At 72.2% G+C, this 22,170-nt stretch carries 22 protein-coding genes and 1 tRNA gene; 7 read left to right on the top strand and 16 right to left on the bottom strand.

Features of this window, described 5'->3' with window-relative positions:
- Positions 1 to 31 precede the first annotated feature (31 nt).
- A tRNA-Leu gene (locus ACH47X_RS00485) sits at positions 32 to 113 on the top strand.
- Between the two features lie 40 nt (positions 114 to 153).
- Here ACH47X_RS00485 and trxA read toward each other — a convergent pair.
- Positions 154 to 516, bottom strand: coding sequence for a thioredoxin (trxA, locus tag ACH47X_RS00480; protein ID WP_036962850.1), 363 nt, complete (start codon positions 514 to 516; stop codon positions 154 to 156).
- Between the two features lie 154 nt (positions 517 to 670).
- Between trxA and ACH47X_RS00475 the strand changes: the two genes are divergently transcribed.
- Positions 671 to 1,240 (top strand): NUDIX hydrolase family protein, encoded by a 570-nt coding sequence (locus ACH47X_RS00475; RefSeq protein WP_020013270.1) that lies wholly within the window; start codon positions 671 to 673, stop codon positions 1,238 to 1,240.
- Between the two features lie 5 nt (positions 1,241 to 1,245).
- Here ACH47X_RS00475 and ACH47X_RS00470 read toward each other — a convergent pair whose 3' ends face one another.
- Positions 1,246 to 2,916, bottom strand: a complete 1,671-nt coding sequence (locus tag ACH47X_RS00470) for an ATP-binding cassette domain-containing protein (protein ID WP_397400377.1) — start codon at positions 2,914 to 2,916, stop codon at positions 1,246 to 1,248.
- 146 nt (positions 2,917 to 3,062) lie between these two features.
- Between ACH47X_RS00470 and ACH47X_RS00465 the strand changes: the two genes are divergently transcribed.
- Positions 3,063 to 4,280, top strand: a complete 1,218-nt coding sequence (locus ACH47X_RS00465) for a sulfotransferase family protein (RefSeq protein WP_397400375.1) — start codon at positions 3,063 to 3,065, stop codon at positions 4,278 to 4,280.
- A 93-nt stretch (positions 4,281 to 4,373) separates the two neighbouring features.
- On the opposite strand, the gene ACH47X_RS00460 is transcribed toward ACH47X_RS00465, so the two are convergent.
- Positions 4,374 to 5,375 carry a trypsin-like serine peptidase gene (locus tag ACH47X_RS00460; protein ID WP_397400373.1) on the bottom strand — a complete coding sequence of 334 codons (1,002 nt, stop codon included), beginning with the start codon at positions 5,373 to 5,375 and terminating at the stop codon, positions 4,374 to 4,376.
- 168 nt (positions 5,376 to 5,543) lie between these two features.
- On the opposite strand from ACH47X_RS00460, the gene ACH47X_RS00455 reads away from it, so the two are divergent.
- On the top strand, positions 5,544 to 5,942 hold the full coding sequence (locus ACH47X_RS00455) for a DUF3054 domain-containing protein (RefSeq protein WP_397400371.1): 399 nt from the start codon (positions 5,544 to 5,546) through the stop codon (positions 5,940 to 5,942).
- Here ACH47X_RS00455 and ACH47X_RS00450 read toward each other — a convergent pair.
- Together ACH47X_RS00450 and rph are read right to left on the bottom strand one after the other, a co-directional pair.
- Positions 5,939 to 6,622, bottom strand: a complete 684-nt coding sequence (locus ACH47X_RS00450) for a non-canonical purine NTP pyrophosphatase (RefSeq protein WP_397400369.1) — start codon at positions 6,620 to 6,622, stop codon at positions 5,939 to 5,941. The genes ACH47X_RS00455 and ACH47X_RS00450 overlap by 4 nt on opposite strands.
- Before the next feature lie 42 nt (positions 6,623 to 6,664).
- Positions 6,665 to 7,417: a ribonuclease PH gene (gene rph, locus ACH47X_RS00445; RefSeq protein ID WP_397400367.1), complete on the bottom strand. Its 753-nt coding sequence runs from the start codon at positions 7,415 to 7,417 to the stop codon at positions 6,665 to 6,667.
- Between the two features lie 143 nt (positions 7,418 to 7,560).
- Here rph and murI point away from each other — a divergent pair, with 143 nt between their 5' ends.
- Both murI and ACH47X_RS00435 read left to right on the top strand, forming a co-directional pair.
- Positions 7,561 to 8,364: a glutamate racemase gene (murI, locus tag ACH47X_RS00440; RefSeq protein WP_397400365.1), complete on the top strand. Its 804-nt coding sequence runs from the start codon at positions 7,561 to 7,563 to the stop codon at positions 8,362 to 8,364.
- Positions 8,364 to 9,191 carry an MBL fold metallo-hydrolase gene (locus ACH47X_RS00435; protein ID WP_397400363.1) on the top strand — a complete coding sequence of 276 codons (828 nt, stop codon included), beginning with the start codon at positions 8,364 to 8,366 and terminating at the stop codon, positions 9,189 to 9,191. The genes murI and ACH47X_RS00435 overlap by 1 nt, the downstream gene beginning before the upstream one ends.
- 7 nt (positions 9,192 to 9,198) lie before the next feature.
- Here ACH47X_RS00435 and ACH47X_RS00430 read toward each other — a convergent pair whose 3' ends face one another.
- The 5 genes from ACH47X_RS00430 to ACH47X_RS00410 form a co-directional block, all read right to left on the bottom strand.
- Positions 9,199 to 9,951, bottom strand: coding sequence for a DUF2017 family protein (locus tag ACH47X_RS00430; protein WP_142033345.1), 753 nt, complete (start codon positions 9,949 to 9,951; stop codon positions 9,199 to 9,201).
- Complete coding sequence (gene clpS / locus ACH47X_RS00425) at positions 9,948 to 10,256, bottom strand: ATP-dependent Clp protease adapter ClpS (RefSeq protein WP_036962901.1); 309 nt, start codon at positions 10,254 to 10,256, stop codon at positions 9,948 to 9,950. The genes ACH47X_RS00430 and clpS overlap by 4 nt, the downstream gene beginning before the upstream one ends.
- Positions 10,257 to 10,497: 241 nt before the next feature.
- On the bottom strand, positions 10,498 to 11,946 hold the full coding sequence (locus ACH47X_RS00420; RefSeq protein ID WP_397400361.1) for a nicotinate phosphoribosyltransferase: 1,449 nt from the start codon (positions 11,944 to 11,946) through the stop codon (positions 10,498 to 10,500).
- 92 nt (positions 11,947 to 12,038) lie between these two features.
- A complete protein-coding gene (locus tag ACH47X_RS00415; protein ID WP_036962836.1) occupies positions 12,039 to 13,844 on the bottom strand; it encodes a DEAD/DEAH box helicase in 1,806 nt (601 codons plus the stop codon).
- Positions 13,841 to 14,143 carry a DUF3039 domain-containing protein gene (locus ACH47X_RS00410; RefSeq protein WP_020013282.1) on the bottom strand — a complete coding sequence of 101 codons (303 nt, stop codon included), beginning with the start codon at positions 14,141 to 14,143 and terminating at the stop codon, positions 13,841 to 13,843. Before ACH47X_RS00410 ends, ACH47X_RS00415 begins: the two co-directional genes overlap by 4 nt.
- A 182-nt stretch (positions 14,144 to 14,325) precedes the next feature.
- Here ACH47X_RS00410 and ACH47X_RS00405 point away from each other — a divergent pair, with 182 nt between their 5' ends.
- Entirely contained in the window at positions 14,326 to 15,759 is a 1,434-nt protein-coding gene (locus ACH47X_RS00405) for an AAA family ATPase (protein WP_397400358.1), read from the top strand.
- Positions 15,760 to 15,808: 49 nt separating this feature from the next.
- Here ACH47X_RS00405 and nagB read toward each other — a convergent pair whose 3' ends face one another.
- The 6 genes from nagB to ACH47X_RS00375 all read right to left on the bottom strand — a co-directional run bounded on the left by nagB (position 15,809) and on the right by ACH47X_RS00375 (position 22,105).
- Positions 15,809 to 16,588 carry a glucosamine-6-phosphate deaminase gene (nagB, locus tag ACH47X_RS00400; protein WP_397400356.1) on the bottom strand — a complete coding sequence of 260 codons (780 nt, stop codon included), beginning with the start codon at positions 16,586 to 16,588 and terminating at the stop codon, positions 15,809 to 15,811.
- Entirely contained in the window at positions 16,588 to 17,571 is a 984-nt protein-coding gene (locus ACH47X_RS00395) for an ROK family protein (RefSeq protein ID WP_397400354.1), read from the bottom strand. Before ACH47X_RS00395 ends, nagB begins: the two co-directional genes overlap by 1 nt.
- Positions 17,572 to 17,636: 65 nt before the next feature.
- A complete protein-coding gene (locus tag ACH47X_RS00390) occupies positions 17,637 to 18,488 on the bottom strand; it encodes a carbohydrate ABC transporter permease (RefSeq protein ID WP_200835945.1) in 852 nt (283 codons plus the stop codon).
- On the bottom strand, positions 18,485 to 19,432 hold the full coding sequence (locus tag ACH47X_RS00385) for a carbohydrate ABC transporter permease (protein WP_036962830.1): 948 nt from the start codon (positions 19,430 to 19,432) through the stop codon (positions 18,485 to 18,487). Before ACH47X_RS00385 ends, ACH47X_RS00390 begins: the two co-directional genes overlap by 4 nt.
- 135 nt (positions 19,433 to 19,567) lie before the next feature.
- A complete protein-coding gene (locus ACH47X_RS00380; RefSeq protein WP_397400351.1) occupies positions 19,568 to 20,860 on the bottom strand; it encodes an extracellular solute-binding protein in 1,293 nt (430 codons plus the stop codon).
- A gap of 90 nt (positions 20,861 to 20,950) precedes the next feature.
- Positions 20,951 to 22,105, bottom strand: a complete 1,155-nt coding sequence (locus ACH47X_RS00375; protein ID WP_051432856.1) for an ROK family transcriptional regulator — start codon at positions 22,103 to 22,105, stop codon at positions 20,951 to 20,953.
- Positions 22,106 to 22,170 lie beyond the last annotated feature (65 nt).

Here is a 22,170-nt window from a genome sequence, read left to right as displayed (position 1 = left end):
GCCGCTCACCTGCACGTAGACTGAGCGCCGCGCGCGAGTGGCGTAATTGGCAGCCGCGCCAGGTTTAGGTCCTGGTGTCCTCGGACGTGCGGGTTCGAGTCCCGCCTCGCGCACCCCGTGTTCCCGGCGCCCCCTGGTGCCGGCCCTGCCGCGTCAGCTCTGCTGCGCGGCGATGTCCTTGCGGACGACGTCCATGTCGAGACCGCGGACGGCCTCCACGACCTCGGCGAGACCCTTGGCGGGCAGCGCGCCGGCCTGGCGGAAGACGAGCACGCCGTCCCGGAACGCCATGAGCGTCGGGATGGACGTCACCTGCGCGGCGGCCGAGATGCCGGGGTTCGCGTCGGTGTCGATCTTCGCGTGCACGATGTCCTCGTTCTTCTCCGAGGAGGCCTCGAAGACGGGGCCGAACATCTTGCACGGCGGGCACCAGGTGGCCCAGAAGTCCACGAGGACGATCCCGTTGTCGCTGACGGTCTTCTCGAACGTGGCGTCGGTGATGTCGACAGTTGCCATGTCACGCTTCCTTTCGTTGGGCGTCTACCAGGTAGAGCACAGCCCCACCCTCTGCTATTCCAGGAGGGCCCGTTCGGAGGTCCGTGTCACATTCGGGTACCGATCGGACGGCGCGGGTCAGGCACCGCTTGGCCCGAACTGGTAGAACGGACCCGTGACGGACACTGCCGACTACCCTGCCGACGATTTCTACCGCGAGCCTGCCCCGGTCTCGGGCTGGATGACCGACGAGGACCTCGCCGTGGTACGCGCGCAGCTCCCGCTCGTGTACGTCGACGCCGTTCCGGTGCGCGTCGACGACTCGGGCGACGTGGTCGCCGTCGGGCTGCTGCTGCGCGTGAACCCGCAGGGCGTGATGACCCGGGCCCTGGTCTCGGGCCGCGTGATGTACCACGAGCGCCTCCGGGACGCGCTGCTGCGACACATCGAGAAGGACCTCGGTCCGGTCGCGCTGCCGCAGGTGCCGCCGTCGCCGCAGCCGTTCACCGTCGCCGAGTACTTCCCCACGCCGGGGATCACCGCGTTCCACGACCCGCGCCAGCACGCGGTCTCGCTCGCGTACGTCGTGCCCGTGACGGGCGACTGCCGCCCGCAGCAGAACGCGCTCGACCTCGCGTGGCTCACGCCGGAGGAGGCCTGCGCGGACGACGTCCAGGCCGAGATGATGAACGGGCAGGGCATGCTGATCAAGCAGGCGATGGCCCACGTGGGCCGGCTGCCCTAGCGGACTCAGCCCGCCTGCGTGAGGTCCAGGACCGGCCAGTCCTCCAGGTCCGAGCGCATGCGGCGGTCGTGCGTCGCGACGACGACGGCGCACGGCGTCACCTGGAGGGCGCGCGTGAGCTCGTCCACCAGGTCGATCGACAGGTGGTTCGTCGGCTCGTCGAGCAGCAGCAGGTGCGGGGCGTGCAGCAGGGCGCGCGCCAGCTCGAACCGGCGCCGCTGTCCCGCGGACAGCTCGGCGAGCGGGCGGTCCAGGTCCTCCTCGCTGAGCAGGCCGAGGCCCGCGACCGGCACCACGTGGTCGGGGTCCAGCTCGCCCGACGCGAGCAGCCGCAGCGCCTCGTCGGCGTAGGTCTCGAACCCGGTCCGCCGCCGGGCCTTGCCGGTGATCGGCTCGCTCTCCTGGCCGACGACGCCGATGCGCGCGCCGGGCGCGACCGTGCGGCTCCCCCGGTGCAGCTCCAGCGTGCCGGCGAGCGCCGCGAGCAGCGTCGACTTGCCGGTCCCGTTCGGCCCCACCACGAGCAGGCGGCCCGACGGCGGGATCGCCACCCGGGTGCCCGGCAGGTCCAGGCGGGCGCCGTCCTCGCCCGCGGTGGCCGGCGCGGATCCCGCGGGGAAGTCGACGCGCGGCGAACGGACCTCCACGACCGGGTTGCTCGGGTCCCAGCCCGGCGACATCGCCGGCAGGTCGGGAAAGCCCAGCTCGACCGGCGGGGCGGGCACCTCGATGGCCTCCGCCTCGAGCTTCTGGACCAGCCGGTCGGCGGCCTTGACGTGGATGCGGGCGCGCGTGGCGCGCCGGTGCTTCTGCGAGCCCTTGCCCGGGCGCCACTCGTCGGACAGCCCCTCGTAGGACTCGTCGAGCCGCTCGGCCAGGGCAGCGGCCCGCTTGCGCTCCGCACGGTAGCGCTGCCGCCACCGGTGCAGCGCCTGGGTCTTGGCGAACCGGTAGGCCAGGTACCCCGGCTGTCCGTAGAGCACGGGCTTGCCGTCCCACGACGGGTCGAGGTCCAGGATCGCGGTGGCGACGTCGTCGAGCAGCTCGCGGTCGTGGGTGACCAGCACGACGGCGCCGCGCCAGGCGACGAGCTCGCCGGTGAGGAACTCGATGGCGGAGTCGTCCAGGTGGTTCGTGGGCTCGTCGAGCAGCAGCAGGTCGGCGCGCTCCGCGAGGCGGCAGGCCAGCCGCACCCGGAACCGCTCCCCCACGCTGAGCTGGTCGAGCCGGCGCGCGGGGTCGCGCGGGGCGCCCAGACGCGTCAGGGCCACCTCGACGCGGCGGTCGGCGTCCCACACCGCGAGGTGCTCCGCGAGCGAGAGGGTGCGCTCCAGCACCGCGAGGTCACCCGAGGCGTGGTCGAACGCGGCGGCCGCGGCGTCCAGCTCCGCGGCGGCGGTGCGCAGCCCCTCCAGCGTCCCGGCGACCAGGTCGCCGATGGTCTGGCCCGGCTCGGGGTGCAGCTCCTGCTCGACCAGCGCGACGCTGCCCTGCCGGCGCACCTCGCCCGACTTCGGCAGCAGGTCACCGGCCAGCAGGTGCAGCAGCGTGGACTTGCCCGACCCGTTCTCGCCGACCACGCCGAGCCGCCCACCCTGCGACACCGAGAAGCTGACCCCGTCCATGACGGGCCGCCCGGGATAGGCGAAACCGAGGTCCTGGGCGACGAGGTGCATCCGCCCAGCCTACGGGGACCCGTCGTCGGGCCGAAGTCGGGGCCGCGCACCGGCCTGCGCTCCCGGTCCCGTTTTCGTTTACGCGCCAGGTCGGCCCACGCGAGGATGTGCCAGACCCCGGCCCGAACCGCGACCCCAGGAGTGCCGTGTCCCTCACCACGCCCGCCGACCCGCCGGCGCTGCGCCTGACCAACCTGCTCCTGGCTCCCGCCGCCCGCACGCGCCGGGACCCGGACGTCGTGTTCGACCGGATGATCGCGCGTGCCTCCCGCGGCCGCGCCCCGCTGAGCGCGGAGAACGCCGCCGACCTGGAGCACCTGCGGCTCGTGCTGCGTGCGTTCGCGGACTTCCCCGGCCTGAGCCCGCTCGGCTGGGCGGCGGGCCAGGCCATGGTGTCCGGCCGGATCCGGAACCGGCTCGTGGTGGGCGACCTGCTGGCCCGGCACCCCCGGATCGCCGACGAGCCGGTAGAGGCTCCGGTGTTCGTGGTCGGCATGCCCCGGACAGGCACCACGCTGACCTACAACATCCTCTCCAGGTCACCCGCGCACCGAGGGCCGAAGCTCTGGGAGATGACCCACCCCGGCCTTGCCGTCGGCCCGCGGGCCGAGGCCGCGCTGATCCGGCGCACGGGGCGGAAGTTCGCGATGACGTCGGTGCTGAGCACCACGTGGGACACCATCCATCCGATGTACGCGGCCTCCGAGGAGGAGGACACCTTCATCCGCGCGCACTCGGAGCTCCACTCCTCGGCCGTGCCCATGCCGGACTACCTCGACCTGCTCGCGCGCTTCGACCACCGGCCGGACTACCGGTTCCTCCGGGACACGCTCCAGCTGCTGTCGTACGGTCGCCCCGCGCGACGGTGGGTGCTCAAACACCCGGCGAACCTCTTTCACCTGTCGGCGATCCGCGACGTCTTCCCCGACGCGAGGTTCGTGTGGACCCACCGGGCGCCCGAGGTCGCGCTGGCGTCGTTGTGCTCCCTCGCCGAGTCCGCCCAGCGCATCCACCGGCACGCGGATGCCGTGGACCCCGTGCGGATCGGCCGCGAGTGGCTCCCGATCATGTCGGACGGCGTCTCCCGCGCCCTCGCGCAGCGCGCCGACCTCGGGCCCGGGACCGTGCTCGACCTGCCGTACGACCGGCTCACCGGCGATCCGGGGGCGGTGCTGCCCGCGCTGTTCGAGGAGCTCGGCGCGCGGTGGGGCGAGGCCGACGACGCGAACCTGACGGCCGCGCGGGCGGCGCCGGGGAAGCGGTCGCCGCACCGGTACAGCCTGGAGCGGTTCGGCCTCGACCAGGCCGAGGTCGACGTGGCGTTCGCCGGCTACCGGGAACTTCTGTCGACGCTGCCACGGTAGGGCCGCGCCCGGGCGCGCCACGCCGGCCGGGCTTGTCGGGACACACGATCCCGACGAGCCCGACCGACGCCCCGGCGGCCCGGGTTCAGCGCGTCAGAGCGACGACGCCGAGGTGTACAGCGTCTGTGCGACGTCACCCAGGTACGGGCCGAACATGTAGTTGCGCATGCTGCCACCGCGGTACTTGAAGGAGTTCACGGAGTTGAGCACGCCCACGCCGGTGGACTCGGAGTAGTTGACGAACCAGGGACCGCCGGACGACCCACCGGTGAGGTTGCAGTCCAGGCCCTGGTCGGAGCTGCCTCCGAACGTGTCCTGCACGACCGTCCCGTGGCACCACGCGATGTCCGAGCCGTCGTACGGGTTGGCGGCCGGGTAGCCGAACGAGTACATGTACTGGCCGCGCGCCTGGTTGAAGCCGATGGCCTGCCCGCCCACGACGTCCGTCAGGTGGGCACCGTTCAGTGTGTTCAGCACCGCGAACGCCACGTCGTAGTCGAAGTCGCCGCTGTTCTGCCACTGCGTGGTGGTGGTGAGCTGACGTGCGGTGAACGTGCCGTAGGGCCGGGCGCCGTCGTCGTAGGCGGGGACGAACGCCCAGTTCGTGGCGAACTCCCCGGGTCCTTCGTTGACGCAGTGGCCGGCGGTGAGCACGACGTCCTTGTTCCCCGAGCTCACGGCGCTGCCCGAGCAGACGTAGTTCACGCCCGCGAGCGTGAAGAACACCTTGCCCGTGGTGTCGACGACCTCACCGCCGCCCGAGTAGTACCCACCCACGAAGGCCGCGGTGGGGGCGGGCTTGGCGGCGGCCTGCGGTACGACGGTCGGTCTGCCCGCCGCCACGGTGCCGCCGGCCGAGGACTTGTCCTTGCCGGCCACCAGCACGTCGGCGGGCACAGCTTCGCGCATCCGCTGGGGGGTCCAGTAGTCGGTCACCCGGTCCTGGGCCGCCCGGGTGGTCGCCGCGCTGTGCACCGCGATGTCGCCGGTGCCCTCGCTGGCCTGTGACGGCGCACCGAACGCGACGGCCACGCTGCCGCCGAGCGCCAGGGCGGCCAGTCCGCCGAGCAGGGTGCGGGAGAGGTTGCTACGCATGCTGCCTCCTTGATCACACTCGCCGCCGAAGTGGCGGCCGTGTGATCCTGCGGCCTGGGTGATTCCTCCGCAAGAGGCGCGTATGTCCAAGATGTAAATTTTCTCCCGGGCAGCGCGCCCCCGGGTTCGCGGACACCGGAAGCCCGGCCCGCGGACTACCCTCGACGCGTGAGCTCCACTGCCCCCGCCTCCCGCACCTCGCCGTTCTGGCCCGCCCTCGTGGCCGACGCCGTCGCCGTCCTCGTCTTCACGGTCGTCGGCATCTCGTCGCACGACGGTTCGCTGACGAGCGCCTTCGGCCGCGTGGTGTGGCCGTTCGCACTGGCCGCCGCGATCGGCTGGGTCGTGGCCCGCGCATGGCGCGACCCGGCGCGCGTCTGGCCCACCGGCGTGATCATCTGGGCTGTCACCGTGCTCGGGGGCCTCGCCCTGCGTGGCCTCTCGGGCGGCGGGCTGGCGTGGTCGTTCGCACTGGTCACCGCCATCTTCCTGGCGATCACGATGCTCGGCTGGCGCGGCCTGGTGACGGGCATCCGCCGCGGCCAGGCCCGCGCGGCGGCGAGCTAGGCGCCGAGCACCTCGACGACCGCCGGCGCCAGCGCGCGGAACGCCTTGCCGCGGTGGGAGATCGCGTTCTTCTCGTCCGGGGACAGCTCCCCGGCGGTCCGGCGGCCAGGACCGTCGACCAGGGACTCGGCGGACGGCCCCGCGAACAGCGGGTCCTCCTCCGGGACCAGGATCGGGTCGTAGCCGAACCCGTTGGCGCCCCGCGGCGCCGTCGCGAGCACGCCCCGCATCTCGCCGAGCCGCACCTCCTCGCGGCCGTCCGGCGTGACCAGCGCGGCCGCGCACACGAAGCCGCCCTGGCGGTGCTCGGCGCGCACGTCGCCGAGCTGGCCGAGCAGCAGCTCCAGGTTCGCGAGGTCGTCGCCGTGCTTGCCGGCCCAGCGCGCCGAGAAGATGCCGGGCGCTCCGCCGAGCACGTCCACGGCGAGGCCGGAGTCGTCGGCGACGGCGGGCAGCCCCGTCGCGGCGCACACCGCGCGCGCCTTGATGAGCGCGTTCTCGGCGAACGTCACGCCGTCCTCCACGGGCTCCGGGGCGCCGACCTCGCCGGAGGTCACCAGCTCGCCGTCGGGCAGGTCCAGACCCGACTCGGCGAGGATCGCCCGGAGCTCCACGACCTTCTTGGCGTTGTGCGTGGCGAGGACGATCCGGGCGGCGGGCGGCACGATCAGGGAGGTCATGCCCCGATCATGCCAGCCCGGGCTCCGGGCCCGCGCGAGCGCTCAGAGCTCCTGCGCGAGCGCCGCCTGCTGGATCTTGGTGAGCTCGGCGGTGCCGGCCACGGCGAGGTCGAGCAGCGAGTCGAGCTCCGCGCGGTCGAACGGCGCGTGCTCCGCGGTGCCCTGCACCTCGATGAACTTGCCGCCGCCCGTGACCACCACGTTCATGTCGGTCTCGGCGCGCACGTCCTCGACGTAGGGCAGGTCGAGCATCGGGGTACCGTCGATGATGCCGACGGAGACGGCGGCGACGGAGTCGGACAGCACCTGCTTGCCGCCCTTGACGTGCCCGTGGCGGCGGCCCCACGCGATGGCGTCGGCGAGGGCCACGTAGGCGCCGGTGATCGCGGCGGTGCGGGTGCCACCGTCGGCCTGCAGAACGTCGCAGTCCAGCACGATGGAGTTCTCGCCCAGCGCGCTCATGTCCACGACGGCGCGCAGCGAGCGGCCGATCAGCCGCGAGATCTCGTGCGTGCGGCCACCGATCTTGCCCTTGACGGACTCGCGCTGGCTGCGCTCGTTGGTGGCGCGCGGCAGCATCGCGTACTCGGCCGTGACCCAGCCCTCGCCGGAGCCCTTGCGCCAGCGCGGCACACCCTCGGTGAACGAGGCGACGCACAGCACACGCGTGCGCCCGAACTCCACGAGCACGGATCCCTCGGCCTCGTCGAGCCATCCCCGGGTGATCTTCACGGGGCGGAGCTGGTCGGTGGCGCGCCCGTCGGCGCGCACGATCTCGTCGGTGCTGGAGGTCATGCGCCCAGCCTAGGTGGTGCCAGGGCTGATGATTTCGCGCTCCGGAAAGCAAGTCGCTGACCTGCCGGAACGTGGCGCGCGTCACGCACAGCGCGTGGCGCCGGTAACGGTTCCGACACGATCACGTCGCTAGGCTTCACCCCGTGAACGACGCGCCCATCGGGATCTTCGACTCCGGCCTCGGCGGCCTCACGGTCGCGCGCGCCATCCTGGACCAGCTGCCCAACGAGCAGGTCCGGTACCTCGGCGACACCGCGAACAGCCCGTACGGGCCCAAACCGATCGCGGCGGTGCGTGCCATGGCGCTCGACGCCATGGACCGCCTCATGGCCGACGGCGTGAAGATGCTGGTCATCGCGTGCAACACCGCGTCGTCGGCCATGATGCGCGACGCGCGCGAGCGGTACGAGCAGCGCCACGGCATCCCCGTGGTCGAGGTGATCCTGCCCGCCGCGCGAGCCGCCGTGACCGCCACCCGGACCGGCCGCATCGGCGTGATCGGCACGCGCACCACGATCCGGTCGCGTGCGTACGACGACGCCTTCCACGTCACCCCCGGCCTGACGATCACCAGCCAGGCCTGCCCGGAGTTCGTGCGCTTCGTCGAGGAGGGCCGCACGTCCGGCCCGGAGGTGCAGAAGTTCGCCCACGAGTACCTCGACCCGGTCAAGGAAGCCGGCGTCGACACGCTCGTGCTGGGCTGCACGCACTACCCGCTGCTCGCGGGCGCCATCTCCTACGTCATGGGCGAGGACGTCACGCTGGTCTCCAGCGCCGACGAGACCGCCAAGGACGTGTACCGCACCCTCGTCGCGCACGACCTGGAGCGCTCGCCCGACTCGGGCGCCCCGGTGCACCGCTTCCTCACGACCGGCGACCCCGCCCCGTTCGGTCAGCTGGCCGGCCGGTTCCTCGGCCCCGAGGTCTCGCTCGTGGAGGCCGTCTGATGCGCCTCGTCCCCCTGGGCGTCTCCGGCTCGTTCCCCGGTCCCGCCACCCCCGCGTCGTCATACCTGGTGCAGGTCACCGCCGCCGAGGCGGCGGCCGCCGGCCACGAGGCGCGCGACTGGAACGTGCTGCTCGACCTCGGCAACGGCGCGTTCGGCGCCCTCCAGCGGCACGTCGAGCCCCGGATGCTCGACGCCGTCTCGATCTCGCACCTGCACCCCGACCACTGCGCGGACCTCGCGGGTCTGTACGTATATCTGCGCTACCACCCTGAGCACGGGTCGCTGCGCGCCGGCCGCCGGAACGGTCCCCTGCCGGTCTACGGGCCGTCCACCACCGAGCGGCACGTCGCTCTGTCCTACGGGCTGAGCGACGGCGAGTCCATGGAGAACGACTTCGACTTCCGCTCGTGGGCCGACCACGAGCAGATCGAGGTCGGGCCGCTGACGATCGAGCCGCACCGCGTGTTCCACCCGGTGGAGACGTACGGCGTGCGGGTGACCGGTCCGTCGGCGGCGGGCGGGACAGTGACCCTGGCCTACACGGGCGACACCGACGCGTGCACCTCCGTGGTGGACCTCGCGCGCGACGCCGACCTGCTGCTCAGCGAGGCGGCGTTCCTGGAGGGGCGCGACGACGTCGTCGAGCGCGGCATCCACCTCACCGGCCACCGCGCCGGGCAGGTGGCGACCGACGCCGGCGCCCGCCGCCTGCTGCTCACGCACCTGCCGGTGTGGAACGACCCGGCGGACTCGCTGGCCGAGGCGCGCGCGACCTACGCGGGCCCGGTGGACGTAGCGGTCCCGGGCGAGATCTACGAGCTCTGACCGCCGCCTATGCCAGCGGGCGCTTGCCCCGCAGCTCGGCGAGCATGACGTCCATCAGGGTCTCCTGGGCGTAGCCCGCCGCGACGAACACGCCGGACCAGAACCGCCGGGCGGCGCGGCCGTCCGTGGCCACCGGGATCTCGCGGCCGGCCTGCCGGTCCCACATGATCTCGTCGGTGAGGTGCATGACCTGGTCGTCGGTCTTCAGGCCCAGCCGCTCGGCAATGACCAGCCGCACGTCCGTGAGCGCACCGGCGAACTGCTCGGCGTCCTCCCGCGGCACCCGCACAGGGGGCGGCGCGCCGTGCCGGCCCACCGTCGAGGGCGCGTCGTCGCCCGAGGGCAGGTCCAGCAGCGCGGCGAACGCCTCCAGCCGGTCCACCTTGGCCTGGGCGACGTCGTTCTGCGTGAGCCGCCGGAACTCGTCGGCGATGTCCGTGTCGTCCTTGCTCGCGTCCGGCAGCAGCCGCTGCGCCGCGGGGTCCGTCGGGATTCGCCCGACGCCGGTCACACCCGTGAGCCGCGCGAGGTCGGCGTCGGTCAGCTCGTCCGGCGCGAGGAGCCCGTTGGCCCAGGCCTGCCCCTTGCCCGGGGCGTGGTGCGACGACGGACCGGGCTCACCGCCGTCGGAGAACAGGTCCAGGCCCGCCTCCTCGCGGAGCATCGCGGAGACGTCGCGTGCCACCTTGGCCAGGACGACCCGCTCCACCGGTTCGAACCGAGCCTCGTAACCCCGCCGCATGGCGCGGAACGGCGTCATGCGGCTCCCCGAGCGCCCGACTCCTGCAGCGTCGCCCACAGCCCGAACCCATGCATCGCTTGCACGTCCACCTCCATGCGCTCACGTCCACCACTGGACACGACAGCGCGACCGTTCTTGTGCACCTGGGTCATGAGCTGCTCCGCCTTGGCGCGCGGGTACCCGAAGTAGCTCTCGAACACGTAGGTGACGTACGACATCAGGTTCACCGGATCGTTCCAGACGATCGTCACCCACGGGTCGGCGACCGCTGAGGCGAGTGCCTCCTCGGTGTCCTCCTCGACGGCCGTCCCGGCTGACCCCAGGGGCGTGAGCAGCGGCAGCGGGGAAGAAGTCACAGGTCTCACTCTAGGCTGTTTCGTCCCTCGACTGGACACCCCTGTCCGAGATTCGCCGGAAGTTGTCGCCGGGCTGTGACCTCCGGCCACCGGTCGGTCACGACGGGTTCACCGAGCGGTCCTCGCGCAGGTCGGACCACGACCCGCGGCCGACCCCGGGGACGGTCGAGAACCTGTCCCCGGGGGCCATGTGCTGGCTCGGTCCGGCTCAGTCGCGGAGGTCGGCGAGCCGCAGGTCCACCGTCGGGATCGCCGGGTCGCCCTTGGACAGCCGGCGCGCCCCGCGCGGCAGCTCGGCGCGCACCATGCCGTGGTTGATCGCCGCGTTCGCGACGCCGTACGGACCCACCCAGCGCGAGTCGACGGCGCCGTCGACGACCAGCGGCGCGAGCAGCGGCCGCAGGTCGTCGCTCTGCGGCGTCCACTCCGCCACGGCGGTGTCCGGGCCGGTCACCATGATCTCCTCGATGGCGTACCCGTCGCGGCCGTAGCGGCGCGCGGCCGCCTTGCGGCCGCCCACGGACGTCTTGTTGGCCGAGGCCTTGGCGACCGGCTGCAGCACGCCCGACGCATCGGCGCGTGCCACCAGCTTGTAGACCATGCCGCAGGTGGGCGCGCCCGACCCGGTCACGAGCGACGTGCCGACGCCGTAGACGTCCACCGGCGCGGCGGCCAGCGACGCGATCGCGTACTCGTCGAGATCGGAGGTGACCACGATCTTGGTGTCCCGCGCGCCGAGCGAGTCGAGCTGCCGGCGCACCTCCCCCGCGAGCCCGCCGAGGTCGCCCGAGTCGAGGCGCACCGCGCCCAGCCCGGTGCCCGCCACCTCGACGGCGGTGGCCACGCCCTGGCGCACGTCGTAGGTGTCGACCAGCAGCGTGGTGCCCGGGCCCAGCGAGGCGACCTGCGACGCGAACGCCTCCCGCTCGCTGTCGTGCAGCAGCGTGAAGGCGTGCGCGGCGGTGCCGATGGTGTCGAGCCCGTAGCGCATGCCGGCCTCGAGGTTCGAGGTGCCCGCGAAGCCGCCGATCACGGCGGCGCGCGCGGCCGCGACGGCGGCCTGCTCGCTGGCCCGCCGGGAGCCCATCTCCAGCACGGGGCGGTTGCCCGCCGCGCTCGTCATCCGGGACGCGGCCGAGGCCACCGCCGAGTCGTAGTTCAGGATCGACAGGATCAGGGTCTCCAGCAGCACGGCCTCGGCGAACGACCCCTCGACCTGCAGCACGGGCGAGCCGGGGAAGAACACCTCACCCTCGACGTAGCCCTGGATGGTCCCGGTGAACCGGTAGTTCGCGAGGTAGTCGAGCGTCCTGCGGTCCACCACGGCGTTGTCCTGGAGGTAGGCCAGCTCGGCGTCCTCGAAGACGAAGTGTGGCAGCGCTTCCAGGACGCGACCGGTCCCGGCCAGGACGCCGTAGCGCCGGCCCGCGGGCAGGCGCCGCGTGAACACCTCGAACACGCAGTGCCGGTGGGCGGTGCCGTCGGCCAGGGCCGCCTGGAGCATGGTGAGCTCGTAGCGGTCGGTCAGCAGTGCGACCGACGGGCGTACCGCCGGAAGGGGTGCTGCGGGGAGCGGCCGCGGTTCCACGACACCGTTGTCGAGCGCAGGCCACGAGTCGGTGAGCGGAGCGCCGATGCTCCGAAGCTCGTCGGTCATGCACTCACGGTAGGCCAGAGATCTGGCCTGGGCCGGGCGAATGCGGCCATGTCGGGCTCCTGTCTCACCATGCGGATCGTCTCGCTCTCCTGCTACTTCTGACCGACGAACCAGCGCCGTACCTGGGCCACCCGGGCGGTCAGCTGATCAGCCGTGGCCAGGGGTACCTCGGGCCCGCCACACTTGCGGCGCAGCTCGGTGTGGATGATGCCGTGCGGCTGCCCACTGCGCTTGGCCCACGCGGAGACGAGCTTGGACAGCTCCTTGCGCAGCTCCGCCGCGCGCCGGTGCTCCTGCTCCGACCGCTCCGCCTCCACCTCCCGGGCCGACGGCGCCCCGCCGCGCGCCTTGAGGTGGTCGGCCTGGCGCTGCCGCAGGAGCGTCGCCACCTGGTCGGGCTCCAGCAGGCCGGGCAGGCCGAGGAAGTCGAGCTCCTCCGCCGAGCCCACGTCCGCCCCCGCGCCGAACTCGCCGCCGTCGAACAGGACGCGGTCGAACGAGGCCTGGGCCTCGAGCGCCTGGAAGGAGCCCAGCAGCTCGCCCGACGCCTTCTCCTCCTTGTTGGCCTCCGCGATCAGCGCGGCCTCCGGGTCGTACTCGATGCCCTGCTCCTCGGCCGTGCGCGGCCGGTCGAGCGCGTGGTCACGCTCCTGCTCCATCGAGTTGGCCAGGTTCAGCAGCGGCGCGACGCTCGGCAGGAAGATCGACGCCGTCTCGCCGCGCTTGCGCGCCCGCACGAACCGGCCGATGGCCTGCGCGAAGAACAGCGGCGTCGAGGCGCTCGTGGCGTACACGCCGACGGCGAGCCGTGGCACGTCCACGCCCTCCGACACCATGCGCACCGCGACCATCCAGCGGTCCTCGCTCTGCGCGAACTCCTCGATGCGGCCCGAGGCGCCCTCGTCGTCGGACAGGACGACCGTGGGCCGCTTGCCGGTGATCTCGTGGAGGTGCGCGGCGTAGGCGCGCGCGTTGTCCTGGTCGGTGGCGATGACCAGGCCGCCGGCGTCGGGCACCGTGCGGCGTACCTCGGTCAGGCGCTTGTCCGCGGCCGAGAGCACCGACGGGATCCACTGCCCCTCCGGGTCCAGCGCGGTGCGCCACGCCTGGCCGGTCATGTCCTTGGTCATGGCCTCGCCGAGGCGGGCGCTGACCTCGTCGCCCATCTTGGTGCGCCAGCGCATGTCGCCGGCGTAGGACATGAACAGGACGGGCCGCACGACGTGGTCGCGCAGCGCCTCGCCGTAGCCGTAGGTGTAGTCGGCCTTGGAGCGGCGGATGCCCTCGGCGTCGGCCTCGTACTGGACGAACGGGATCGCGGACGTGTCGCTGCGGAACGGGGTACCGGTCAGCGCCAGGCGCCGCTCGGCGCCCTCGAACGCCTCGCGGACGGCGTCGCCCCAGCTCAGGGCGTCGCCACCGTGGTGCACCTCGTCGAGGATCACCAGGGTGCGCTGCGCCTCCGTCCGGGCACGGTGCAGCGCCGGCTTGGCCGCGACCTGGGCGTAGGTGAGCGCGACGCCGTCGTAGTGCGAGCCGTGCCTACCCTGCGAGTTCTTGAAGTGCGGGTCGATGCGGATGCCCACGCGCGCGGCGGCGTCGGCCCACTGGGTCTTGAGGTGCTCGGTGGGCGCCACGACGGTGACCCGCCGGACGATGCCCTGCTCGAGGAGCTCGGTGGCGATGCGGAGCGCGAACGTCGTCTTGCCCGCGCCAGGAGTGGCGACGGCCAGGAAGTCCCGCGGGTCGGTCTCGCGGTACAGCTCCAGGGCCTCCGCCTGCCAGGCGCGCAGACTCGACGCCGTGCCCCAGGGGGCACGCCGTGGAAAGGCAGGGCTGAGCGACGAAGCGGCCGCAGACGACGGTGTGTGGGGCAGCTGCTGCGGCTGGCTCGTCACTTTCCGGAGTCGCCCTCGCCGCCGTCCTGCGGGTCGCGGAGACCGTCGTAGATCTCCTTGCACCGGGGACACACCGGGAACTTGCCCGGGTCCCGGCCCGGAACCCAGACCTTGCCGCAGAGCGCGATCACGGGCTTGCCGCTCATGGCGGACTCCATGATCTTCTCCTTGCGCACGTAGTGCGCAAACCGCTCGTGGTCTCCCGGTTCGGTCTCCTCCCGGGTCTCCTCACGCTCGAGGACGCTCGTACCGCCCTGCGTACTGGGCTCGTCCTGCGGGCTGGAGAGTGGTTCGGTCATGCACCCGAGTCTACGCGGGACCACCGACACGGACTCCAGCGGCGCGCGCTCCGGACCAGGTCGAAAGGTCCCCTTCCGACCGCGCGCGGCGGCCCGGCGCGCTCCGCGGCGCAGGATCCTGCGCCGTCTGACGCGCGGAATTCCTTGCGGTCGTGTCGGTGACCCCCGCTATAACTGTCTGCATGTCATCTTCCCGCCCTGAGAGGAGCCTCACTCTGCCCGACGACGGCGCCGTCCCCGCGACCGATCTCGCCACGACCCTGTCCACCGCGCTGTCCGACAACCTGTCCGACGACCTTGCCGACGACCCCGTCCCCCGCGGCGCGCCCGACCCGGTCTGGCCCGACTTCGGCGACCACGACGAGGCCGCGCGCCGCGCCGTCGCAGCCGTCGCCGCGATGCTCGGCCGCCCGGTCCCCGACCGCCCCCGTGAGCCCCGCACGTCCAGCGAGTGGCTCGGCCGCCTGTGGGGCGTCGACGAGAGCACGCTCGTGAACGTCTCCCGCGACATGTCGCGCACCCTGCAGCGGCTGCATGCCTACGCGCTGCAGCGCTGGGTGGACCGGCACCCCGACGACGTCGCCGTGTTCGGTCCCGGTGGAGCGCCGCAGCGCGCGGCCCTCGACCTCGGCAACGGCACCTCGGTGAGCGTGCCGGCCGTCGCCACCGTGCACCTCCCGGCCGGGACCGCCTACGACACGGCCGTGGCCGTCGAGGTCGCCTACCGGTACGGCACCCCCACGATCACCGCGTTCACCCCACCTGGCGGGCTCGCGCTCGCCGAGCGGGTGCTGGCGGACCTGACCCGCACGCTGGAGGCGGACCACCCCTACCGGGGCGGCGTGCTGTCGGCCCGGCCCGGGAACGGCACCGTCGAGCTGACGCCGGTCAGGCACACCGTCCAGGTGCGTGGCGACGTCGTGCTGCCCGCCGACCTGTGGCGCGAGGTGGACCTGTTCTGCTCCAGCGTGACCACCCGCCGCGACGCGCTGCGGGCCCTGGGCCACACCACGTCGCGCGGCCTGCTGCTGGCCGGAAAGCCCGGCGTCGGCAAGACCAAGCTCACGCGGGTGATCGCCACGGAGCTCGCGGGGCCGCTCACGGTCGTGCTCGTGACCGCCGAGGTGCTGCGCACCTGGATGACCGAGCTGTACGAGGAGATCCGCGGGCTCGGCCCGTGCCTCGTGGTGCTGGAGGAGATCGACTCGGTGGCCTCGAAGGGCTCGCGGGGCGACACGTCGTTCGCCGAGTTCCTGGACGCCCTGGACGGCACGCGCAGCTCGGACGACGTCCTGACGGTCGCCACCACGAACGACCCGGACGCCCTGGACCCGGCGGTGAAGCGGCCGGGCCGGTTCGACACCATCATCGAGGTGCCGCCACCGGACCAGGCGGGACGGACGGCGATCCTCCGCCTCTTCCTCCCGGCGGACGCCCCCGTGGACGTGGACCTGGTCGCCTCGTACCTGGACGGCGCCACGGGCGCGGACCTGCGCGAGGTCGCCCGCCGCTCGATCCTGGAGCACGGACCGGAGGGCCTCACGACCGGCCGGGTCGCCGACGTGGCGACGTCGGGTCGGTGGAAGCCCGCCCCCGTCGCGGGCAACTACCTCTGACGTGTCAGACGCTCGGATCCCTGGAGTGACCTGAGCGTCCGACACGTGGCTACAGGCCCTGCCAGGTCGGCTTGTCGGCGTACGTCTGCCGGTAGTAGTCGGCGAGCTGCAGGCGGGAGGCCGCCGCGTCGTCGACCAGCACGGTGGCGTGCGGGTGCAGCTGCATGATCGTGGCGGGCCACATCGCCGAGATCGGCCCTTCCACGAGCTGGTGCACCGCCTCGGCCTTGGCGCGCCCGGAGGCCAGCAGCACCAGGTGCCGCGCCGACATGATCGTGGCGAGGCCCTGCGTGAGGCAGTGCCGAGGCACGTCGTCGACGGAGCCGCCGAAGAACCGCGCGTTGTCCTCGCGGGTCTGCCGGGTCAGGGTCTTGATGCGCGTGCGGGACGCGAGCGACGAGCCGGGCTCGTTGAACGCGATGTGCCCGTCGGTCCCGATCCCGAGGATCTGCAGGTCGACGCCGCCGGCGTCCTGGATGCTCGCCTCGTAGGCGGCGCAGGCCGCCGGGAGGTCGTCGGCGAGCCCGTCGGGTCCCTGCACCGCGCCGGCGGGCAGGTCGACGCGGGAGGCGAACTCCTTCTCGATGACGTTCCGGTAGCGCTCCGGGTGGTCGGCGGGCAGGCCCACGTACTCGTCGAGCATGAAGGCCCGGGAGCGCGCGAACGAGAGCCCCTCCTTGTGCCGGGTGGCCAGCTCGTCGTACACCGCCAGCGGCGACGACCCGGTGGCCAGGCCGAGCACCGTCTCGGGGTTGCTCCGCAGCAGACCCTCGACGGCGTCCGCCGCCAGCCTCGCCAGCTCGGCAGCCGGTGCGATCACGACCTCCATCAGCTTCTCCTTCCCAGGACCGCGGCGCCCACCGCCGCGACCGGAACGTGCGTCGGCGCCAGACTGACCCGCTCGGCCAGCTTGAGCGACCCGAGGAACGCCGACACCTTGGCCTGCTCGCGCAGCGCGTCCTGCACCGCGACCAGCAGCTCGGTGCCGAGCTGCGCCACGCCGCCGCCGAGCACGACGTGCCGCACGTCGGTGGTCAGCACGAGCAGCCGCACCGCGGACGCCGTGGCGGCCGCGAACCGGTCCTTGACCGCGACGGCCTCCTCGTCGCCGGCGCGCGCCGCCTCGAACAGCTCGACCGGGGCGGGCTTGCCGTGCCGCGACGGCCACGCCGCCTCCAGCGCCTTGCCCGAGGCGAACCGCTCCAGGCAACCCCTCTGTCCGCACGGGCACTCCGGCCCGAGCGGGTCCACGGGGATGTGCCCGATCTCGCCGGCCGCGCCGCTCGCGCCGCGGCGCAGCTCTCCGTCCAGCACCAGGCCGGACGCAAGACCCGTGCCCAGCGCGAGGAACGCGAGGTCCTCGTGCTCGGCGGCGCCGCGCTCCGAGTTCTCCGACCGTTCCAGCACGTGCGCGGCGCCGACGGCGGCCACGTTGAGGTCGTTCTCGACCACCACGGGCACGCCGCCCAGCGCCAGGGAGAGCAGGTCGGCGAGCGGCAGCTCGTCGTCGTGCACCCCCAGGTTGACCGCGTGCTTCACCGTGCCGGACACGTGGTCGACGATGCCGGGGATGCCCAGCCCGACGCCGACCACCGCCGCGAGCTCCACCCCGCCCGACTCCACGACCTCCCGCACGGCGCCCGCCGCACCCGCGACCAGGCCGTCCGCCCCGTGCACCGTGGACCGGCGCACCGTGGCGACCACCTCGCCCGCCGGGTCGAGGAGCGCGCCGAGGATCTTGGTGCCGCCGATGTCGAGGCCGACCGTGTACTCGGGCGCGGCAGCCCCCTGCCGCTTGCCGACCTTTCCCATCCCGACCTTTCGCTTGCTCGAACCACCCTTGGAACTGCTGCCGCCGGACTTCCGCCGACCGCCCATCAGCCCTTCACCGCGCCGGAGACCAGCCCGCCGGTCATCCGGCCCTGCACGATGAGGAAGAAGATCACCGCGGGGATCGCGATGAGCACCGAGGCCGCCATCACCGCACCCCAGTTGGTGGCCTGTGTGGCCTGCACGAACGTGCGCAGCCACAGGGGCAGCGTCATCGCCTCGGGACGCTGCATGATCACGAGCGCGGTGACGAACTCGTTCCACGCCTGGATGAACGCGAACACGCCGGTGGCCACCAGGCCCGGGGCGAGCAGCGGGAACGTCACCCGCCAGAACGCGCCGGCGCGGGAACAGCCGTCGATCATCGCCGCCTCCTCCAGCTCCTTGGGTACCCCGTTGACGAATCCGCGTAGTGTCCAGATCGTGAACGGCAGGACTCCCGCCGTGTACACGAGCGTGAGGCCGATGATCGTGTTGAGCAGCTGCCAGCCGTCGATGATCCGGAACATCGAGATGATCATCGCCTCTCCGGGGATCATCTGGACGACGAGGATCAGCACGATGAAGGTACGGCGGCCCTTGAACTGGAACCGGGTGAGGGCCAACGAGGCGACGAAGCCCACGACCAGAGCGATCACCAGGGTCAGGAACGTCACGCCGATCGAGTTGAGCACGGCCGGCGCGAACGGCGCCCGGGGGCTGAAGATCGCCGCGCGGTAGTTGTCCAGGGTGAACACGTCCGGCGTCGGGAAGAACGCGAGGTTCTCGCCCCGGATCCGGTTGTTCGGCAGGAACGAGGTGCTGACCATCCAGTACACGGGGAAGGCCGAGAGCACGAAGACCATCAGGGCCAGGGCGCCGAACCCGGTGTCGGCGAGTCGCTTGCGGATGTTGATCACAGCTCTTCCTCCCGCAGCGTCCGCCGCACATAGGGGTACGCGATGGCCAGCATGACGATCACGAAGATGACACCGATCGCGCTCGCCACGCCGTAGTGCCCCTGGGCCATACCGGTCTGGTAGATGTAGACGCCGATGGTGCTGGTCAGCTCGCGGTCACCGCCGATGTCCTGCAGCACGAAGACCTGCGTGAAGAGCTTCAGGTCCCAGATCATCGACAGCACCACGAGCACGGTGACGATGCTGCGCACGTAGGGCAGCTGGATGAGCCGGAAGCGCTGGAACGCGCTCGCGCCGTCGAGCTGCGCGGCTTCGATGACCTCCTCCGGGATCTGCGTCAGGCCCGCGTACAGCGTGAACGCGACGAACGGCACGGCGCCCCACACGACGATGCACGTCACGATCACGAAGAACGACAGCGGGTTGAGCAGCCAGGAGTAGCCGAACCACCGGTCCCCGGTGATCGAGGTGAGGAGGTTGTTCACCACGCCGTACTGCGTGTCGAACAGCCAGCCCCACACGGTGGTGGCGGCCAGCGACGGCATGGCCCAGGCCAGCAGCAGGCCGACGGAGACCAGGAGCCGCATGGCCTTGCCGACCCGCATCATCAGCAGGGCCACGAGCATGCCGAGCACGATCGTGACGACCACCAGGACGACCATGAGCACGAAGCTGCGGGCCAGCACGGTCCAGAAGCCGTCGACGTCGGTCAGGATCGCCGCGTAGTTGTCGAACCCGACCCACTCGGCGGGCAGGCCCATCAGCTGGGCCCGCTCGTACTCCTGGAACGACATGACGACCAGGCGGACGAGTGGGAACCCGGTCAGCACGCCGAGGATGACCATCGTGGCCGACAGCAGGAGCCAGGGCAGGTACGGGGGCCGGCGCTTGCGCCGGATCTCTTGGCGCGGTGGCGCCGGGGCATCGAGAAGTGTGGAGCTCATGTCCTGTCTTCCTCTGAGGCGGCCGGCTGCCGCTCCACTGGAAGAGCAGCCGCGGGCATCAGGCGGGCAGTGGTGTCCCGTCCCGCCCGGGCTCGAGATGGCGCCGGGCGGGACGGGAAGTCGTGCTGACCGAGGTCAGCTGTTGAGGATCTCCTCGATGTCCGCGTCGAGCTTCTCCGCGATGGTCTTCACGTCCTCACCGGCGGCGATCCGCGAGAACGCGGTCTGCAGCAGCGTCTTGGACTCGACGTCGGCCCACTTCGGGGAGGCCGGCGTGAGCTTCGCGTTGGCAGCGGCCTCGGCGGCGGCCTTGCCGATCGACGTCGACTGGTCGACCTGCTCGAAGAGCGAGGTCTTGGCCGGGAAGAGGCCGATGCCGGCGAGGATCGACTGGTACTCGTCGCTGAGCAGGATCTCGTAGGCGCTCATCGCGAGGTCAGGACGCGCGGACTTCTGCGCGATGGCGATGTTCGAGCCGCCGGCGAACACCTGGGCGGCGCCGCCGTCCTTGCCCGGCAGGGCGAGACCCTCGAGGTCCTTGCCGTACGTCGAGGCGCAGCCGGGGACGCCGTCCGGGTCCTCCGGCTTCTCGGGAGCGTTGATGGACCACTGGATCCAGCTCGGCGCCGAGAGGAAGGCGACCTTGCCCTCGCAGAACGGCACCTGCAGGTCGGTCTCCTGCGCGTCGGACGGGGCGTTGTTGCCCTTGGTCATGATGGTCTGGATCTGCTCCAGGCCGGCGAGGCCACCCTCGGACGAGAAGCCCGCGTCCCAGGTGCCGTCCTCGGCCTGCTCGGCGACGTAGCCGCCGTTCTCCCAGATGAAGGGCAGGGCGTTGTACCAGTCCTGGCCGGGCCAGTAGACGCCGGACAGGTCGTCCGTCTTCAGGTCGACAGCCGTCTCGACGTACTCGTCGAGCGTGGTCGGCACCTCGGTGTCACCCAGGACCTGCTTGGAGTAGAAGACGACGCGCGAGCCCGAGTAGTACGGCAGGGCGTAGTGCTTGCCCTCCCAGTCACCGGCCTCGACGAAGCCGGGGAGCAGGTCGGAGCCGCCCAGCGTCTCGAACTCGTCCGCGGTGATCTCACGGAAGTAACCCGCCGAGGTGAACGCGGCGGCCTGGGTGTTGCCGATCTCGACGACGTCGGGGGCGTCCGAGCCGGACAGCGCCGTCGTGTACTTGTCGACCAGGCCGTCCCAGGCCTGCTCCTCGATCGTGAGCGTGCTGCCCGGGTTCTCCTCCTCGAAGGTCTTCTTGAGGTAGTCGCGCGCCTCGGGGGGCGTGTCGGTACCGACGAGCCAGACCCGGACCTCACCGGGGCCGGTCTCCTCGGGGGCCGCGGCGCCGCCGGCGTTACCGCAGGCGCTGAGCGCGAGCGTCAGGGTGATCGCCGACGCCGCAGCGCCGACGAGACGGTTTGTGTTCACGTGTGGGTTCCTCCCGGGATACGACTGTGTGTCGCGGAACATTGGGAAAGCTCGATGGGATGCCCTCCGCCCACACGTGCGCACTGATGCTCACGAGACCCCCAGCTGGGCGGAAAGCACGAGGACGGCGGCACCCGCCAGCACCACGTCCTCGTCGAGTGCGGCCATCCGCAGCTGCAGGCCGGTGTTGATGGCCGGCATGGTCCGCTGTCGGATGGTGTCCAGCGCAGCCTCACGCAGGGGGCCGTCGAGCAGGTCGCGCGGACCGCTCAGCAGCACCTCCGTGAGGTTGAGCGCGCTGACGACCGGGGCGAGGGTCACACCCAGCACCCGGCCGGCCGACGCCAGGGCGGCGTCGGAATCTTCTTGGCTCTTGTCCGCCACCGCGCGCCGCAGCGCCGGCACGGACAGGACCGTCTCGAGGCAGCCCACGCGACCGCAGGCGCAGGGCTCGCCGTCGTCCACGACGGTGACGTGGCCGATCTCGCCCGCGGCGTCACGCTGGCCGTGCACCCGCACGCCGTCGACCACCACGCCCGCGCCGACACCCGCACCCACGGTGACCACCAGCATGCTGCCGGTCGCGCCGCCGTAGGTGAACTCACCGAGCGCCGCCGTGTTGGCGTCGTTCGCCACGTGCACGGGCAGGCCCAGGCGCTCGCCCAGGAGCTCGGCGAGCGGCACGTCGTACCAGCCTCGGTTCGGCGCCTCGACGACGCGCCCGTCGAGGTCGATGATGCCGGGCGATCCGACGCCGACGCCGATCACGGGGTGGTTCGCCGCCGCGACGAGCCGGCGGACGAAGCGGGTGAGCAGGTCGACCAGCTCGTCCCCCGTGCGCCCGTCGATGTCGAGCTGGCGGCGCACCTGGATCTGGCCGGTGAGGCTGAGCACCGCGCCGCGCATGTGGCCGTGCTCGGTGAGGTCCACCGCGACGATCTGGTAGGCGTCCGTGCGCAGGCCCACCAGGATGGCGGGCTTGCCGACGCGCTGACCCGGGCGGGTGCCGAGCTCCTCGACCAGGCCCTCGGTGATGAGCACGGAGACCAGGTCGGAGATGGTCACGCGGGTGAGCGAGGTGGCTCGTGCGAGGTCGGCCCGGGAGGTGGGCCCCTCGTGGAAGAGGTGCTGCAGCACCAGGGACCGGTTGTGCGCCCTGGCGTGCTCGGGAAGCACCTTGGACGTCGCGCGCAGCCGTGCCCCGAGCCCTCGCCCGGTGCCGCTGCGTTCTGTCGCCGTCGCCATGTTTGTTAGTAGACCTCCTTAACAGAGTCGCTGTCCATTGCCGGGTATGACCCGTAACAAGACTG

Source organism: Promicromonospora kroppenstedtii, from assembly GCF_044389675.1.
In the GTDB taxonomy this organism is placed as follows: Bacteria; Actinomycetota; Actinomycetes; order Actinomycetales; family Cellulomonadaceae; genus Promicromonospora; species Promicromonospora kroppenstedtii.
Note: the sequence above shows the minus strand (reverse complement) of the source record. Positions and strands in the feature narration are given on the sequence as shown.